General features: G+C 36.4%; 16 protein-coding genes and 1 pseudogene. 8 read left to right on the top strand and 9 right to left on the bottom strand.

The annotated features are described in order from the left end of the window. Window positions 1–507: 507 nt before the first annotated feature. The 3 genes and pseudogenes from MTO68_RS11065 to MTO68_RS11055 all read right to left on the bottom strand — a co-directional run. Window positions 508–801 (bottom strand): type II toxin-antitoxin system RelE/ParE family toxin, encoded by a 294-nt coding sequence (locus tag MTO68_RS11065; RefSeq protein WP_056510969.1) that lies wholly within the window; start codon window positions 799–801, stop codon window positions 508–510. Further along, the gene (locus MTO68_RS11060) at window positions 794–1,036 is read right to left on the bottom strand and encodes a type II toxin-antitoxin system ParD family antitoxin (RefSeq protein ID WP_004821348.1); all 243 of its coding nucleotides are present in this window, start codon (window positions 1,034–1,036) and stop codon (window positions 794–796) included. Before MTO68_RS11060 ends, MTO68_RS11065 begins: the two co-directional genes overlap by 8 nt. A gap of 560 nt (window positions 1,037–1,596) precedes the next feature. Further along, window positions 1,597–2,029, bottom strand: a pseudogene (locus MTO68_RS11055) (contractile injection system protein, VgrG/Pvc8 family); the annotation flags it as partial. Between the two features lie 321 nt (window positions 2,030–2,350). On the opposite strand from MTO68_RS11055, the gene MTO68_RS11050 reads away from it, so the two are divergent. Beyond that, complete coding sequence (locus MTO68_RS11050) at window positions 2,351–3,514, top strand: cupin domain-containing protein (protein ID WP_244015897.1); 1,164 nt, start codon at window positions 2,351–2,353, stop codon at window positions 3,512–3,514. A gap of 60 nt (window positions 3,515–3,574) precedes the next feature. Here the strand turns inward: MTO68_RS11050 and MTO68_RS11045 are convergent. From MTO68_RS11045 to MTO68_RS11035, 3 genes are all read right to left on the bottom strand, one after another. Then, a protein-coding gene (locus tag MTO68_RS11045; RefSeq protein WP_244012906.1) for an IS3 family transposase occupies window positions 3,575–4,791 on the bottom strand; the annotation gives its coding sequence in 2 pieces (ribosomal slippage) (window positions 3,575–4,446 and window positions 4,446–4,791; 1,218 coding nt in all). Window positions 4,792–5,049: 258 nt separating this feature from the next. Continuing rightward, window positions 5,050–5,505, bottom strand: coding sequence for a hypothetical protein (locus tag MTO68_RS11040; RefSeq protein ID WP_004821343.1), 456 nt, complete (start codon window positions 5,503–5,505; stop codon window positions 5,050–5,052). 99 nt (window positions 5,506–5,604) lie between these two features. Further along, on the bottom strand, window positions 5,605–5,820 hold the full coding sequence (locus MTO68_RS11035; protein ID WP_244015896.1) for a hypothetical protein: 216 nt from the start codon (window positions 5,818–5,820) through the stop codon (window positions 5,605–5,607). A gap of 186 nt (window positions 5,821–6,006) precedes the next feature. On the opposite strand from MTO68_RS11035, the gene MTO68_RS11030 reads away from it, so the two are divergent. The 3 genes from MTO68_RS11030 to MTO68_RS11020 all read left to right on the top strand — a co-directional run bounded on the left by MTO68_RS11030 (window position 6,007) and on the right by MTO68_RS11020 (window position 9,110). Then, entirely contained in the window at window positions 6,007–7,677 is a 1,671-nt protein-coding gene (locus MTO68_RS11030; protein ID WP_004821337.1) for an FMN-binding glutamate synthase family protein, read from the top strand. A 209-nt stretch (window positions 7,678–7,886) separates the two neighbouring features. Further along, the gene (locus MTO68_RS11025; protein WP_244015895.1) at window positions 7,887–8,510 is read left to right on the top strand and encodes a hypothetical protein; all 624 of its coding nucleotides are present in this window, start codon (window positions 7,887–7,889) and stop codon (window positions 8,508–8,510) included. Between the two features lie 12 nt (window positions 8,511–8,522). Further along, the gene (locus MTO68_RS11020) at window positions 8,523–9,110 is read left to right on the top strand and encodes a hypothetical protein (protein WP_244015894.1); all 588 of its coding nucleotides are present in this window, start codon (window positions 8,523–8,525) and stop codon (window positions 9,108–9,110) included. Window positions 9,111–9,166: 56 nt separating this feature from the next. Here the strand turns inward: MTO68_RS11020 and prpC are convergent, their stop codons facing one another. Together prpC and prpB are read right to left on the bottom strand one after the other, a co-directional pair. After that, window positions 9,167–10,303, bottom strand: coding sequence for a 2-methylcitrate synthase (gene prpC / locus MTO68_RS11015; RefSeq protein WP_244015893.1), 1,137 nt, complete (start codon window positions 10,301–10,303; stop codon window positions 9,167–9,169). A gap of 4 nt (window positions 10,304–10,307) precedes the next feature. Beyond that, window positions 10,308–11,192, bottom strand: a complete 885-nt coding sequence (gene prpB / locus MTO68_RS11010) for a methylisocitrate lyase (protein ID WP_004720700.1) — start codon at window positions 11,190–11,192, stop codon at window positions 10,308–10,310. Between the two features lie 236 nt (window positions 11,193–11,428). On the opposite strand from prpB, the gene MTO68_RS11005 reads away from it, so the two are divergent. The 4 genes from MTO68_RS11005 to ppk1 all read left to right on the top strand — a co-directional run bounded on the left by MTO68_RS11005 (window position 11,429) and on the right by ppk1 (window position 16,010). Continuing rightward, window positions 11,429–12,082 (top strand): TetR/AcrR family transcriptional regulator, encoded by a 654-nt coding sequence (locus tag MTO68_RS11005; RefSeq protein WP_004720703.1) that lies wholly within the window; start codon window positions 11,429–11,431, stop codon window positions 12,080–12,082. Window positions 12,083–12,210: 128 nt separating this feature from the next. Beyond that, window positions 12,211–13,131 (top strand): ornithine carbamoyltransferase, encoded by a 921-nt coding sequence (argF, locus tag MTO68_RS11000; RefSeq protein WP_004720705.1) that lies wholly within the window; start codon window positions 12,211–12,213, stop codon window positions 13,129–13,131. A gap of 95 nt (window positions 13,132–13,226) precedes the next feature. Beyond that, on the top strand, window positions 13,227–13,697 hold the full coding sequence (locus MTO68_RS10995; RefSeq protein WP_347814810.1) for a hypothetical protein: 471 nt from the start codon (window positions 13,227–13,229) through the stop codon (window positions 13,695–13,697). Between the two features lie 207 nt (window positions 13,698–13,904). Further along, a complete protein-coding gene (gene ppk1, locus MTO68_RS10990) occupies window positions 13,905–16,010 on the top strand; it encodes a polyphosphate kinase 1 (protein WP_004821325.1) in 2,106 nt (701 codons plus the stop codon). A 149-nt stretch (window positions 16,011–16,159) separates the two neighbouring features. On the opposite strand, the gene MTO68_RS10985 is transcribed toward ppk1, so the two are convergent. Continuing rightward, a complete protein-coding gene (locus MTO68_RS10985; RefSeq protein WP_244015891.1) occupies window positions 16,160–17,389 on the bottom strand; it encodes a CaiB/BaiF CoA-transferase family protein in 1,230 nt (409 codons plus the stop codon). Window positions 17,390–17,438: the final 49 nt, after the last annotated feature.

Below are 17,438 nucleotides of genomic sequence, written 5' to 3'. Positions count from 1 at the left end.
TTTCTGCTTTCCATACACGTTTAGAGGAAAACCCTCGAAAATTAATGTACATACTCCAACTGCTCTCCAGCACCCCTGCTTGATAGTCTAATAAAACATAACCCTCTTTAGTTCGATTACCATCTATCAGTCCCGTATTAGATCGAAATTGAATATATTGATAAGGAACTAAAAAGCGAAGTGTTCTTTCAGAGTTGGACTTAACAATAAAATAGTTGGGATTGCTTAAAGTAACATCAAATGGTCCTACATTTTTTAAATGTCAGAATTACTTCTAAACCTTCTTTTTAGGAATAATATTGGTTGACCCATAAAAATCAGCAACTTTAACTAAAAGGTGTCTACAAAATCAGTGGCTATTCATAGTTTCTACTAAAATTTACATAAATAGATTGGAATAATAACTGAAATAAGCAAGAGTACCTTGCAAATTTCTATAAATAACCAAGAGTTGATATCAGCAGTTCTAGGGTAATTAGCTAGGTAACCTCACTCTAATCTCTTATTCTATAGATCAAAAAAGTGCTTCATTGGGTGCATTTGCTGATGAAGTATTCTAATAATAAAAATATTTTGATCTTGGATGCGATAAAAAACAGCATGTTGATGATGATCATGCCGACGTACACTCGCTCCTATTTCTGCGCATTCATACCCTATTAGTGGTGAAGTGGCTAAAAGGTTAAATGTACTCTCTAAATGTTCAGTGTACTTATCAGCTTGCATGACACCAAAGTTAAGCAATGTATATTCATAAATTGCTGTAAAGTCTTCTACCGCCAAATTAGATAGTTTATACATTGTGTTTCAGTTTAACTTTGGCAGCTATATCTTTTAAGTTGAGATCACTTTCTCCACTTTCATCACCCGCTTCAATAGCCCTTCTTAGAGCCATCGCTTGATTCTCTTGGTGTTCTAATAACCGTAATGCTGAACGCATAACTTCACTCGTTGAGCCATAACGCCCCGATTCAATGAGTCTGGTGACAAACTCATCAAGTTGTGAGCCAATAGTTACACTTGTTGTTCTAGGCATAAGACTCTTCTTTTGTGTTAATAGATAACACAATTTAGCATGTATAGTGGTCAATTAAAAGAGAGTAGGCACTCCAATCTAATTTATTTGTGTAATCGCTTATTTATTGCCGTAACTGATACTAACGACTAACCCAAACTGAGTAATCACCTAATCATAATCAATTATAATATATTAAAAATCAATTATTTAAAGTTTATTAATTTGCATTAAAGCTTTAAACCATATAGTTACTAAAGAAAGCCAAAACACTCTTCTTTTGGATTTTTTGTTAAAATAGTCATTGATATTTAGCTTTCAACATTTGCTGGTGGGTGTTGAATCACAACTACACTGTTAAATTTTAACTTTGGTAAAAATTATTATTTAAACACAATATTCCAACTCATATTAGGTGTCAAAATATGCCGCTCATCAAAATTTCATCTTATGTATCGTTTTCCTCACAAAATGTTATCTTATTAGTCGTATTTTCATGAAACTGGTTGTCGCGAAGCTATCTAACTATCTGTTTTATAGAACACACCGATGTCAGCTCATGTGTCGCCTGACGTGAAATCCGATACTTTAAGCTGTGCTTCATCAATCAACCAGCTAATATTTTCACTTCTCATCAAACGAGTAAGGAAATCTATGTCTCGTTCATTATAGTGCTGTTGGGTCTTCTACAGTCAGGCGAAAAATTGTAAGAGATCCATCACTTGCACCCACTTCAGCTTGGGTCACAATCCCTGAAATTCGATTGAGTTCAGATTTATCATTCACAATACCCACAGCCACTTGGCTACCGATAAATTTCTTTAAGGAAATATTCATTGACGTAGACAAACAAATCAGTTGTAAACTGACCCCATTGTTAATGGCATGTGTTCCATCAATACGTTGAAGGAACACTTGGGCTGTCAAATCAGGATTGCTAAACTGGATATGCAAAACTCGTTTTTGGGCAGATAACCCAAGTTGCTCTAAAGCAGAGTAAATATTATTCGACATCAGTTATTGTTAAGTTTTCTAAATCTTACTCAGTAGACTTAAAAGTTTATTTGTTTATCTATACAGATCTGTATATATCTTATTTGTTATTTAAGTAGCAATAAAGTTAATTAAACTTCATAAGCGAAACCGATTGATTCAGCTTGTAGCAAATCGTAATTTCAATTTGGATGATTTGGAAACAACTCAACTTTTGAATGTATATGTAACAAAACCTGCTATCAACATTTAAAAATTATGGTTTAGAAATCAACTTGCACCCTTTTACTTAACATAAGACAATAGCCATATTATAGATTCAAATTTGCTTAGGCTATTTTCATGTCCCTACCTTTAGATGTTCTTGGCGGAATTACTGCTGAACTATTCCTCTCAGAATACTGGCAAAAAAAACCTTTATTGGTTCGTAATGCTTTACCTGAAATTGCCAATATCCTTGTTCCAGATGATGTCATGGAGCTTGCTCTGGATGAAAACATCACAGCACGCCTGATTAAGCAAAAAGACAAAGATCCAAATCAATGGTCAGTAAAATCATCACCACTCATCAAAGGTGATTTTCAAAAAATGCCAAAGCTTTGGACCTTATTGATTCAAGCTGTTGATCACTATTCATTTGATTTAGCAGAGCTTTGGAAGAAATTTCCTTTTATTCCACAGTGGCGTCGTGATGACATTATGGTCTCTTATGCTGCTAAAGGTGGTTCTGTAGGTCAGCATTTTGACTTTTATGATGTATTTCTTGTACAAGGTTATGGACACCGCCGTTGGCAACTTGGACAAATGTGTGATGCTGAATCTGAATTTGTTGAAGGACAGCCGTTAAAGCTACTTCCAGAAATGGAGATCAATTTTGATGAAGTTTTAGCGCCAGGCGATTTACTTTATGTCCCACCAGGATTGTCGCATTACGGTGTCGCAGAAGACGATTGCCTAACCTACTCTTTTGGTTTCCGTATGCCAAATATTGCCGACATGATGGACCGTGTCAGCGATAAATTTGTCGAAGACCAGCAACTACGTAATCCGCTTATCGACATCTTACGGAATAAACAAAACCCGATTGGGCAAGTGACACAAGTTGAACTCGATTATTTAAAAACTGAATTGTTGGCAAAATTAAATAATTCTAAAGTGTTAGAAGATGCCATTATGAGTCTAATGGCTGAAGCAAAGTACCCTGAAAATATTCCAGATGCTGAAGCGATTGGCACTGGAGATTTAGAAGAAGTTCTTGAACAAGGCTATTTACTACAAATTGAGCCAGCCTCTCGATTAATTTATCTTGAACAGGATCATGAATTATTATTCTGGGCAAATGGTGAATCGATCTGTATTTCTGAACAATTTGCACCCCATTTAAAGCAGATTGCAGATGGACAAAGTGTCAAACTCAATCATGAATTGTCTGATGATGAAATATTAGAGGACATTGCTGGATTATTAAATGAATCTATCTTGATGCTTGTTCCAACTGACGAATAAAATTCGTAATCTAACTCTAACAATGTAACTGTCTAGTCCTGAAATAGGTTGACACTTATTTCATACAAACGCTCGATGCATTTCATCGGGCGTTTTGTATTTTAGCGACATATGCGGTCTACGGACATTATAAATTTCTATAGACTCTGCAACCATTCGCCTAGCTTCTTCAAGATTCTTTGGTTTATGAAGTAAATATTCATTCTTCAATATACCGTTGACCCTTTCAGCTAAAGCATTCTGATAACAATCATATCCATCGGTCATAGAACATCGAATATTATGTTTCTGATGTAATTCCTGATATTTCTTTGAACAATATTGTATGCCTCGATCTGAATGATGAATTAGTGAATATTGTGGTGCTTTACGTTCCTTTAATGCCTTGATATATGCTTGGCTAACAGCTTCCGCACCTAAATTGTCATCCACATGATAACCCACTATTTTTCTAGACCAAGCATCAGTGATTAGGCTCAGATAAGCTTCTCCTGTTTCTATAGGAAGATAGGTTATATCTGCAACCCAAAGTTGCTCTGGTTTCTGTGGTATCACTTGCCCAATTCCAAACTTAACCAAGTTAGGATGCTTGTGAAAACGATGGTGGCTATTTGTTGTCTTATGATATGCGCGTTTAGGTTGTACTAATAAACGATGATCTCTGAGTAAATCAAACAATCGATCTCTACCAATAGTGATACCTATTATCGTATTCAGTAAATAATGGAGTTTCCTTGTTCCAATACGAGGCTGAAACATTCTTTCTTGTCGAACTTGCTTTAATACATTTTGTTCATATCTATATCTTAGGTTCGATTGCTGGCATTGTTTGTAATAAGCTTGTCGAGTGATATCAAGATAATGGCAACATTCAGTGATACTAAAACCTATCGCTTGTTTTTCTTTAATGGCTTGCCTTGTGGCTTTTTTGTAGTGCTTACTCCGTAATCTCGTTCGAGTATATTTATAATGGATTCAAATAACTCTGCTTTTCTTTTTGTTTCATATAACTGTTGTTCAAGCTCTTTGATTCTTTGTTCGGGTGTGAGTGGTAAAGGATCAGACATTTGTTTTTCTCCATGACGTAATGGGGTGCCTTGACTCCAATCTAATCTACCATGCTTTCTTAACCAAGCTAAAACAGTTGAACGCCCTTGAATACCATATCTACTCTGAGCTTGTTTATAAGTCATTTCACCTTTTTCAACTTGATCTACGACTGATAATTTAAAAGCTAAGCTGTAATCTCTTTGTGTTCTTTTAACTATTGTTTTCATTACACTCTCCAAATTTAAGTTTAGAAAGTGTCAACCTTATCTAGGACGGGACAAACGCTTAAATAAAGCCTGAAAATTCAGGCTTTATTTCTATCAATTTACTTTCAGCATAATTTTAAGAAATAACTCCCTCATCCTTGCTCAAGCTGATATTTGAGTGAGCTTGAGGACTTAACCAAAGTAAAATTAAACACTTCATCCCACTAGAGATAAAGACTTTGCTGTGACTTTATTGTCCTTTTATCAGACTATTTTTTCTCATAGTTTTCGATAAACTCCGAAATCTATTGTCAATATTTTTTGTCGTTCAAGTTTTTCAAAAAAGTCTAAAGTACTACTAAAGGGATTAACGAAGTATTTTGTTAAGTGATTGAATTCAACTGTTGTCTTGAGAAAATTATAAAAGAAATATGGGTCAAGATTGCCAATACTTTCTTTGTTTCCAAGCGAAACTTCAAGAATTTGTCCTGTTATTAAATTCTCAAACATACAGTGTTCTCCATGCACAAAAAAAGACCAATCTTCCGATAGCGTTTTTTGTCCATTTAAAAAATCAGCATCTTGTATTTCGTAATAGTGTCCTGCGTTAATTTTTTCTTTTTCAGGCTGGTCTGTTTCTGTAATTAATTTATCAATAAGCACTTCAGCAATGGCTTTATAGTTGTCCATTGCTGTTAATAATTCCTGTTCTACATCAGAAGTAAGGTCGATCATATAATTACTGTCAAAATTTCAAAGCTAAATAATTAAAACTTATCAAATAAAGCCTGAAAATTCAGGCTTTATTTCTATCAATTTACTTTCAGCATAATTTTAAGAAATAATTCCCTCATCCTTACTCAAGCTGATATTTGAGTGAGCTTGAGAACTTAACTGATGCTTTAATGTCTCATTTTCCTGCTTTAGATTTTTTATTTTAAAAAACTGGAAGAACAGCCCGATATAAGCAATAGCAACGATCACAGAAACATAAATGGCTAAAAAACTGATACTAGGGTTTAACAATTTTGTCAGAAACTCTTCAAACATTTTCGATTCCTTTTTGTTTTCATCGCATATTGAATAAATATTTCAGTTAAATTAACTCAAATTGTTTAGAAAATAAATCATTCAATTATTAATCTAGAACCATTCTCAAGTCTAACAAATCATTACTTGAGCTTTTTCATCAATTTGGGCAATTTAGCGCTATATAAAGAATGAGATATTTACTTCATGGCAAGTCCTGCTCAAGCAATTCGACATCAACTTCTCAATACTTTTTTCTCCCGTTATTCCGTTTGGTTCCTTTGTATATTTGTATCTTTATATTTGACTTGGATTATTTTCTTTAACGAAGGTCATTATATTTATTACTTTTTTTCAGATACTGTACTGAATTTAGCTTGGATTATTTCATCCATATTGGCCGCAATTGGCTTTGCCGATATCATCCAAACACAGCATTCTATTTTAAGAAATTACCCTTTAATGGGACATTTCCGATTTTTCTTTGAAGATATACGTCCTGAAATTCGTCAATATTTCATTGAATCTGATGATGATGCCTTACCTTTTTCACGTGCACAAAGAAGCTTAGTCTATCAACGTGCTAAAAATGAAAATGCAGATAAGCCTTTTGGTTCAATTATTGATGTCTATCAAGATGACTATCGTTTTTTAACCCATTCGATGACACCCAAAACACCTGCTGATTTTAATACATTTAGAATTAGTATTGGTAATGATCAGTGCTCACAACCTTATAGCGCTTCGATCATGAATATCTCAGCAATGAGTTTTGGTAGTTTGAGTGCAAATGCCATTCTTGCTTTAAATACTGGTGCAAAAAAAGGCAACTTTTATCATGACACAGGTGAAGGCAGCTTAAGTCCTTATCACCTTGAACCGGGTGGTGATATTGTTTGGGAAATTGCCAGTGGCTATTTTGGTTGCCGTACTTTAGATGGTAAGTTTGATCCTGAAAAATTTAAGCAACAAGCGGCTTTGCCTCAGATCAAAATGATCGAAATCAAACTATCACAAGGGGCAAAACCAGGGCACGGCGGTATTCTTCCTAAAGATAAAATCACCAAAGAAATTGCCGAAATACGCGGGGTTTCTATGGATGTGGATTGTATTTCTCCAGCAACACATTCTGCTTTTAGCAACCCTATTGAAATGATGCATTTTATTCAGCAATTACGTGAGCTATCCAACGGTAAACCGGTTGGTTTTAAATTGTGTATCGGGCAACCTTGGCAATTTATGAGCATTGTAAAAGCCATGCTGCTGACCAAAATCACCCCAGATTTTATTGTAGTTGATGGTTCAGAGGGCGGTACAGGTGCTGCCCCTATTGAACTGATTGATCATATGGGTACGCCTTTACGTGAAGGCCTGCTATTTGTAAACAATACCTTAATTGGCGCAGGTTTACGTTCGCAAATCAAGATTGGTGCAAGTGGTAAAATTATCAGTGCCTTTGATATTGCCAGTACGATGGCTATGGGTGCCGACTGGGTCAATTCTGCACGTGGCTTTATGTTTGCGGTGGGTTGTATCCAAGCACAAAGTTGTCATACCAACCAATGTCCTGTTGGCGTTGCAACACAGAACAAAGAACGTCAAAAAGCACTTGATGTGCCATCTAAAGCAGACCGTGTGTTTAGTTTCCAAAAAAACACCTTAAAAGCGCTTGCGGAAATGATTGCTGCAGCTGGCTTACAACATCCTGCTGAGATTAAAGCACATCATTTGGCACAACGAATTAATGACCGTGAAATCAAAAACTATGCTCAATTGCACTTTTGGATGAAAGACGGCGAATTGCTCAGTTGTGAAAATAAAGATGAAGAAAACTTCTATTTTAGAATGTGGAACTTAGCAACTGCTGAACATTTCTAATTATTTGCAAGCGAAATTTCATTAAGGAGATCATCATGATCTCCTTTTTTTATATCTAGCATTTATATAGTTAAAAGAAGCCTAATCTTCTGTTTTTGATTCTTCCGCATTTTTTAAGTTTATATTGGCTTTTATTTTTACTCAAACACCATTTTAATTTAAACAATATTTAAGCAAGATATCTTAAAACACATCAAGAATATTTGCGGATGAAATTTCTAAAACACATAATCACCACCACTATCCTTACAACGTCATTACATTGTTATGCAACTGTCGGTGGTGGACAAACAATAGAAGTATTGGGTTATGAAGCAAAACAACAAAAACTTTATCTGTTAAGACACTATGAAGATGAGCGTGGGCGCTTGCCGCAGTTATACTATTATCAGCTCAACAGTAAAACACCTGACAAGTTGATTGAAGTACAATCGTTATATATCAATCCCAAAACGCATCAAATTGACTATGATCAAGATGCTATCCAGTTTGAAAAAGACCTAAATAAAATTAAAAAGCGTTTAACACCGTTACTTATAGGAAATGCCAATACTGCAAAAGTTCAGATCATCAAAAATCAAACCAAAAAAATCAGTGCATGGTACGATGATTCGCAGAAGATTACAGAATATAAAACCACATACAACCTTAAATCAGCATCTCTGCAAAGTCATAACCAAGTCGCTTTAAACTATGGCAATGCAGTGAAGATTTCTCAAACTTATAGTGTACCAAAACAAAATAAGCTACTGATTGTGGTTAAATATTTCGGCATTCCAGAAGAAACAGGCTATGATGTTGAAGATGCTATTTTGCTCTTACCAATACAATAATGAGGATAAATCGTGTTAAAAATAATCACATCAACGCTCTTACTTAGTTTTAGCGCTCTCGCTTTTGCAAAAAGTGATAGCAATATTTCACTTGAAGTCCTCGGCTATGATTCAGATAAAAAAGCGGTTTTAATTCTTGAAAACTCAGCAAGCTATGACATTCCAAAAGTTTATCGCTATTCACTGAGTGAAAAACGCTATGATCTGCTCAAATATGATGAAAATTTTACAGGTATTACAGATCAACAAAGCTTTCAGCAAAAACTTTCAAGCATAAAGACTCAGCTCAAACCGCTAAAAAAAATCGCGCTTCAAGACTTTAACGTTAATCTACTCGAACAAAGACCTTCTGATACTGAAAGCTCTGACTCATTTAAAACAATTTATGGCTCGATATTTACAATATCCAGTCCGCAATATCAAAGTATTCAACAGAATTTAACCAGTTACAGTCCAGAAATTAAACTTAAACAGGCTTTTGAACTGCCAAAAAACAAAGGGGCGCTGATTACTTTTGAATCACTCAGCTTACCTTTTGATGAAGGATATAGCCGTGAAGAAGCTGTTGTTTTATTTCCTACCGGTCAACTTCCCCAATAAATAAAGCCTCTTAGGAGGCTTTATTTTTACTGCTTTTATCAATCTTGATTAATGGACTATGCTGCTGAACGTTCAGTGATCGGTACAACTTTACGGAGCTCTGGACCAGTATAATCTGCGCTTGGACGAATAATACGATTGTCAGCACGTTGTTCCATTACATGCGCTGCCCAACCCGTAACACGAGACATCACAAAAATTGGTGTGAATAGTTTTGTTGCAATATCCATGAAATGATATGCAGATGCATGGAAGAAATCTGCATTACAGAACAATTTCTTCTCACGCCACATCACTTCTTCACAACGTACTGATACTGGGTAAAGCACTGTATCACCAACATCTTTTGCTAAACGCTCAGCCCAAATTTTGATGATGCCATTACGTGGGTCATTGTCTTTATAGATCGCATGACCAAAGCCCATGATCTTTTCTTTACGTTCAAGTTTACCCAGCATTTCACGCTCAGCTTGTTCTGGAGATGTCCAGTTTTCAATCATTTCCATCGCAGCTTCATTTGCGCCACCATGCAAAGGACCACGCAGTGAACCAATTGCGCCAGTAATACACGAGTGCATATCAGACAATGTTGAAGCACATACACGTGCAGTAAATGTTGAAGCGTTAAACTCATGCTCAACATAAAGAATTAATGAAACATTCATTACTTGTTCATGTAATTCATTTGGCTTTTCGCCACGTAGTAAATGCAAGAATTGTGCACCGATTGAATCGTCATCGGTATTTTCTTCAATACGTACACCATCATGACTAAAACGGTACCAATAACAAATGATCGCTGGCAAAGTTGCAAGAATACGATCTGCCACATCTTGCTGTTGATCAAATGATTTTTCAGTTTCCAGATTTCCTAACATTGAAACCCCTGTACGCATCACATCCATTGGATGTGAATCAGCAGGAATACGTTCCAACACTTCTTTTAAAGCTTGCGGTAACTGGCGAAGTGATTTTAATTTGGCTTTATATGTCGCCAACTGTTCTGCTGTAGGCAATTCACCAAAGAAAATAAGGTATGCAACTTCTTCAAATTGGCAATTTTCCGCAAGGTCTTGCACATCATAACCACGATAAGTTAAGCCTGCGCCACTCTTACCTACTGTAGAAAGTGCTGTTTTACCTGCAACTTGACCGCGCAATCCAGCGCCTGTAAGTACTTTTCCTTCAGCCATTTTATTATTTCTCCTGCGTGAACAGTTTGTCTAGGGTGTTTTCGAAAGTGTGATAATCAAGGAATTCGTAAAGTTCTTTTCGTTGTTGCATGCTATCCAGTACATTAACTTGTGTACCATTTTCACGAATTGAACGAAAAACTTCGAGGGCTGCTTTTTGCATTGCACGTGTTGCAGACAATGGATATAGCACCATGCTGATGCCCTGTTCAGCTAACTCTTGGGTGGTGTAATAAGGTGTATCACCAAACTCTGTAATATTTGCAAGAACAGGGACACCTACTGCATCACAGACTGTTTTATACATGGTAATGTCGGTCATTGCTTCAGCAAAGATCGCATCTGCACCCGCCTCGACACATGCACAAGCACGATCAATCACGGCTTGCAAACCTTCTTTTTGCAATGCATCTGTACGTGCCATCACAACAAAGTTTGAATCTGTTTTTGCATCAACTGCTGCTTTAATGCGATCAACCATTTCTTGTTGAGAAACAATTTCTTTATTTGGACGATGGCCACAACGCTTTTGTGCAACTTGATCCTCAATATGGACAGCTGCCGCACCCGCACTAATCATTTGTTTAATTGTCCGTGCAATATTAAATGCACCACCCCAACCTGTATCGATATCAACAAGTAATGGTGTATCTACACGTTCTGTAATACGACGAACATCTTCCAATACGTTGTCTAAGCTGGTCATCCCTAAATCAGGTAAACCATAAGAATAGTTTGCCACACCAGCACCTGAAAGATAGATGGCTTTATAACCCACCTGTTTCGCCATCATCGCTGCATAAGCGTTGACTGTACCAATGATTTGTAATGGTTTTTCCACTTCTAGAGCTTGTCTAAATCTTAAGCCTGCAGACGTCTGTTGTGTCATATTCCCTTCCACAGTGGTCACTTGTTTATTGAGTTTTGAGTATAGCCATAATTTATATTTCGCATATGACCATTTAGGTATATTACTCTAAAACTTTAGTCAAAGAAAAATGAATTTTGATTCATTTTTTCATTTTTATGCACTTTTTTTAATCATTTTTTCCAATAGCACGTTTGCTAAGAAATTTATTGACATCTTTGATATAATAGTGACAACCCATTTTTCCTCAGTAATTTATGAACGAAGATTTAGCACAAGTTGAAGCTACAGGATGTGATTTTCCACAAACTAAACGTGGGCATGAGCGTCGCTTGGCATTACTGATTAGTGCAAACGATCTTTTTTTAGAGCACGGTTATGATGCGGTATCTTTAGATGACATCGTGAATCATGCAGGCGGATCAAAAGCCTCGATTTACAAATATTTTGGTAGTAAAGAAGGTCTATTTACAGCGATCTGTGACTATCGTCGTGATTTATTCTTTAAAGATATCTGCATTCCATTTAACCCCGCGTTGAATGAGCTCAGAGCATATTTGATCAATACCTTGATTAACTTTTATAAGCATATGATCATTCCGGAAAATATTGCTTTTATACGCTTGGTCTTAGAACGTTCACAAAAAGACCCTCAATTGGCCGTCTATATTCATGAAAAAGGACCAAAGCAAGTACAACACTCTATTGCATGTGCCTTGGAACGTTGTGTAGAAAATCAAATATTAACCTGTGCAAATCCTTTATTTTCAGCACAATTTTATTTTGGAATTCTTAGAAATTTGGAATGGCGAATTTTAATGGGGATTGAAATCAAAGAATCTGATCAAGAAATATTCAATTGCGTAAGTTATTGTGTAGATCGCTTCTTAGAGGGCCATCAAAAGGTCTAATTTTTTTGCGTTTTCATATTCATATAGTATATTAGCTGATTCTCCTTTTTATTTTCATCAACCACCAACAATGAATTGTTGGTCAATTTCCCTATTGGTTTTGACTAAACAATTATTGTGGAGTAACCATGGCTCTACGACATTTTCTTACTTTACGTGATTTATCCACTGCTGAACTTAACCGTATCATTGAACGTGCTCAAGAGTTAAAGCGAAAACAACACAACAACGAAGTATTTCAACCCTTTGTTGGAAAAGTCATGGGGATGATTTTTGAAAAGTCGAGTACCCGTACTCGTGTATCTTTCGAAGCTGGTATGAGCCAATTTGGAGGCAGTGCAATTTTCCTTTCATCACGCGACACTCAATTGGGTCGTGGTGAGCCAATTGAAGATTCTGCACGTGTGATCTCGAGCATGCTTGATATCGTGATGATTCGTACATTTGGTCATGATATTGTTGAACGTTTTGCTGAATATTCAACAGTCCCGGTTATCAATGCATTAACTGATGACCACCACCCTTGCCAGTTACTTGCGGATGTACAAACATTTGTTGAACATCGTGGTTCGATCAATGGTAAAACTGTGGCTTGGATTGGCGATGGCAATAATATGTGTAATTCATATATTGAAGCTGCGCATATGTGGGGCTTTAAGTTAAAAATCGCGTCACCGAAAGGTTATGAACCAAAACCTGAATTTCTTTCAGAATTTGCACATTGCGTAGAACTTTTTGAATCAGCAGAAGACGCAGCGGTCAATGCAGATCTGATCGTGACGGATGTTTGGGCAAGTATGGGCCAAGAAGAAGAACAAAAAATTCGTGAAAAAGCGTTTGCTGCGTATCAAGTGAATGAAAAATTAATGGATTTAGCACATCCAGATTGTCTATTTATGCATTGCCTACCTGCACATCGCGGTGAAGAAGTTTCTGAAAATATGCTGGATCACAAAAATGCTGTGGTTTGGGATGAAGCAGAAAATCGCCTACACGCACAAAAAGCCTTAGTTGAATTTTTAATCAATGAAAATTTAAACAAAGACTAATTTGTTTTGTTTTAAGATAAATAAGCACCAACTATGGTGCTTATTTTTTGTTTCAGTATAATAAAATCCATATTTTTAATATGTGTATAATTCAAATGAAATTTAAAATAATTTCTTTATTCGCAATGTCAGTGTACATGCTCATTTCTCAAAGTAGTTATGCAACTGAATTAGATGATTATTTGATTCAAAAGAGTTTGGTTGGACAGGATTATAAAATTTTAGATCAACAAAATTTAGATGATGTTTTAACTGCGTTAAGTGAAGAAGACTCTCGCGTGCTGCCTGTACAAGTCGACCAAAACACAGTGATTGAGAAAATTCATATGTATCATGATCATGTTGATTTGCAAGGTTTAATTACATCTAAAGATTTTAATCAGTTTTCAAATAGTATGGGTAAAGAAAAAACTCAGCAACTTTTGATGGAAGGAATGCTTGAAAATTGTCATTTACTTTTTGAAAATGAATTCCAACGCCAAAATCCTTATTATGTAAAAATAAAACTGATGTCTGAACAGAAAGCATATGAGCTAAAACTCAAAAATGAGCAATGCAAATTTTAATTTGTAATAATATTGTCTTGGTGCATTGTATCAGTTCACATTTTGTCTAAGCAGATTCGGTTTTTTTTCAAGTTGATCTAACGATTAAAAAATTAATATTTTTTAATCGTTTAAGATTAAGACAATTTTCAAAATTTTAACTATCTGTAACAATTTTGTCATGTAGAATACTTACTATGCCCTTCAAGGTCGTTAAGACAGTTTCAAATGACGCAGATCATGCCCGCTTCAAAAAGTTTAACCACGCCTGAATTTCAACATAGCTCTAGCAGCTATATTAATCGTGAAATTTCCTTACTGGAATTTCATAAACGTGTGTTAGCCCAAGCAAAAGATGAAACTCATCCTTTGCTTGAACGATTGAATTTTCTCATTATTTTTTCACGTAATTTAGATGAGTTTTTTGAAATTCGTGTCGCTGGACTAATGAAACAACTGGACTTCAAAACCATTACCACAGCGCCAGATGGTATTCCAAACGAAGTCATTCTTGAGCAAATTTCACATAACGCACATCTTGCGATTCAAGAGCAATACGACACCTTAAACCATGTGTTATTGCCTGAGTTAGAAAACTATGGCGTCAAATTCATCCAATATAATGATATTTTAGAAAAACACGCGGAATGGATTAAAAATTACTTTTTTAAACAAGTACAACCTGTTGTAACACCAATTAGCTTAGATCCTGCTCACCCTTTCCCGCGTTTGGTCAATAAAAGCTTAAACTTTATTGTCACCTTAGAAGGAAAAGATGCTTTTGGTCGTCAGATTGAACTGGCCATTGTACCCGCACCTCGTTCCTTACCGCGTGTTGTACGCTTACCAAACGAGCTCACAGACGGCGCAGAACATTACATTTTATTGTCAGCCATTATCCAACAGCATATCAGTGATTTATTCCCCGGCATGACGGCAACGGGATGCTATCAATTCCGTGTTACCCGTAATGCTGACTTAACGTTGGCAGAAGATGTCGATGATTTGGCAGTCGCATTGAAAGATGAATTATCTTCACGTCGTTTTGGTCGTGCAGTTCGTTTAGAAATCGCAGATAATTGCCCAAATTCAATTAATAATTATTTACTAGAACAATTTGATTTAGATCCACAACATCTTTATCAAGTGAATGGTCCTGTCAATTTAACACGTCTGATCACTGATTTTGATATTCCAGAATTAAGGTTTAAGCCGTATCAAGCCGTTATTCCCAAAGCCTTAAGAAATTCAAATAAAATATTTGAAATACTAAGCAAGCAAGATTTGCTATTACATCATCCATTTGATTCTTTCCAGCCCGTTATCAATCTACTCAAAGAAGCGGCAAAAGACCCCAATGTTTTAGCAATTAAACAAACTTTATATCGTAGTGGTCCAGACTCAGAAATTGTACAAGTGCTGGCAGAAGCTGCTCGCAATGGGAAAGAAGTTACAGCGATTATCGAATTACGTGCGCGTTTTGATGAAGAATCCAATATTATCGTCGCAAATCTTCTACAAGAAGCTGGCGCAGTTGTGGTGTATGGTATTGTCGGTTATAAAACCCATGCCAAAATGATTTTAATTGTGCGACGTGAAATCGACAAACTTAAACGTTATGTACACCTTGGCACAGGCAACTACCATGCTGGAAATGCACGGATGTATACCGACTATGGTTTACTGACTACAAATGATGAAATTTGTGAAGACGTACATAAGATCTTCCAAGAGCTGACAGGTATGGGTAAATTGTTAAAGTTAAAAAAACTCTTTCATGCCCCCTTCACCTTACACTCTCAGCTGTTACATTTGATTGAGCAAGAAACAGCACATGCAAAAGCGGGTAAAAAAGCCCGTATCATCATTAAAGTCAATGCATTGACTGAACCTAAGCTGATTACAGCTTTGTATAAAGCATCTCAAGCTGGGGTTAAAATAGAGCTGATTATTCGTTCGATTTGTTGTTTAAGACCACAAATTGAAGGACTTTCGGAAAATATTAAAGTTCGTTCTATTGTCGGGCGCTTCCTAGAACATACTCGTGTTTATTATTTTTATAATGATGCCAATGAGGACTTATACTGCGCAAGTGCTGACTGGATGGGTCGAAACTTATTTTCTCGGGTCGAAACTTGCTTTCCAATTGAAGATAAAAAGCTTAAAAAACAGATTATTGAATATGGGCTACTCAGTTATTTAAAGGACAATATTCGTGCTTGGGAACTCGATGCCAATGATCAATGGCATGCAGTTCAACCTAAAGATGATGAAAAACCTTATATTGCGCAACAGGTGTTGATGCAACAACGGATTATTCCCACTACAGCGTAATTCTTTCATATTGTTATTATCAATAATTCATAACAACCCTCCTTAAAAAGGAGGGTTTGAATGATTAATGCGGCATTGCAGCACCCTAATCAAGCTATTACTTTGATTGATCCTATGCGTTGATTTCAATATTCTTTAAAATCAGCTGACTATAAGCCAATACCCTCAATAACCCCTTGTTGCTTTAACTGTAACAATTCATCATCTGAACAAAATTCTTCTAAAATCGCTTTGGTATGCTCCCCTAAGCGTGGCGGTGCATTACGATATTCAACAGGTGTTCCTGTCATTTTAATCGGTGAGCCAATCACATTAAAATCAGGATTATCTGTATGTGGAATATTGACCACCATTTTACGATATTGAATTTGCGGTTCATCTAAAGCATCTGCAACTGAATTAATCACGCCAACAGGTACTTTCATCGCATGAATTGCATCGACCCAATGCTTCGCGGTATTTGATAAAAAATATTCAGACAACAAAGCAACCAATTCTTGACGATATTTCACCCGATCTTGATTACGGAGATAGTTTGGTTGATCTAACAATTCAGGTTTTCCAATCGCAATACATAAATCTTTAAATTGTTTATCATTGCCACAGGCCAGAATAAACTCCTTATCTCGCGCTTTAAAAGTCTGATAAGGCACAATATTGGGATGATGATTGCCCATTCGTTGAGGTGCGATACCTGAACTTAAATAGTTCATACCTTGGTTGGCGAGTCCAGCAACCTGTACATCTAACAACGACATATCAATATACTGCCCAACACCTGTTTGCTGACGAGAAATCAGTGCTGCCTGAATCGCAATTGTTGCATATAGCCCAGTCTGAATATCAACCACCGCCACACCAACTTTTTGTGAACTTGCCCCTAACTCTCCTTCTTTCTCGCCAGTAATACTCATCAAGCCAGACATACCTTGAATGATAAAGTCATAACCCGGTTCTTCTGCACGTGGCCCATCTTGACCAAAACCAGTGATAGAGCAATAGATCAATTTTGGATTAATATGCTTGAGGGTTTCATAATCCAATCCATATTTTTTCAATGAACCTGCTTTAAAGTTTTCAATCACAATATCTGCAGTTTTCACCATGTGTTGTAGTAATCGCTGCCCATCCTGCGTTGCCATATCAATTGCCACTGAGGATTTATTGCGATTCGCAGATTGATAGTATCCAGATTCTCGTGTCGCTTTACCCTGTTGATCAAGCATCCACGGCGGGCCCCACATACGGGTGTCATCACCAACTTTAGGGCGTTCAATCTTAATCACTTCGGCGCCTAGATCTGCAAGAACTTGTCCACACCACGGACCTGCCAGTACTCGACTCAGATCTAAAACTCGAATTCCTTGTAATGCACCCATATGTTTACCTCTATGTCAGGAGTAAGTGAATACTCCTCAATTTTACGAT

Origin of the sequence: Acinetobacter sp. NyZ410 (assembly GCF_022828975.1) — a bacterium.
GTDB lineage: Bacteria > Pseudomonadota > Gammaproteobacteria > Pseudomonadales > Moraxellaceae > Acinetobacter > Acinetobacter guillouiae.
This window is presented reverse-complemented; position numbering and strand designations above follow the sequence as displayed.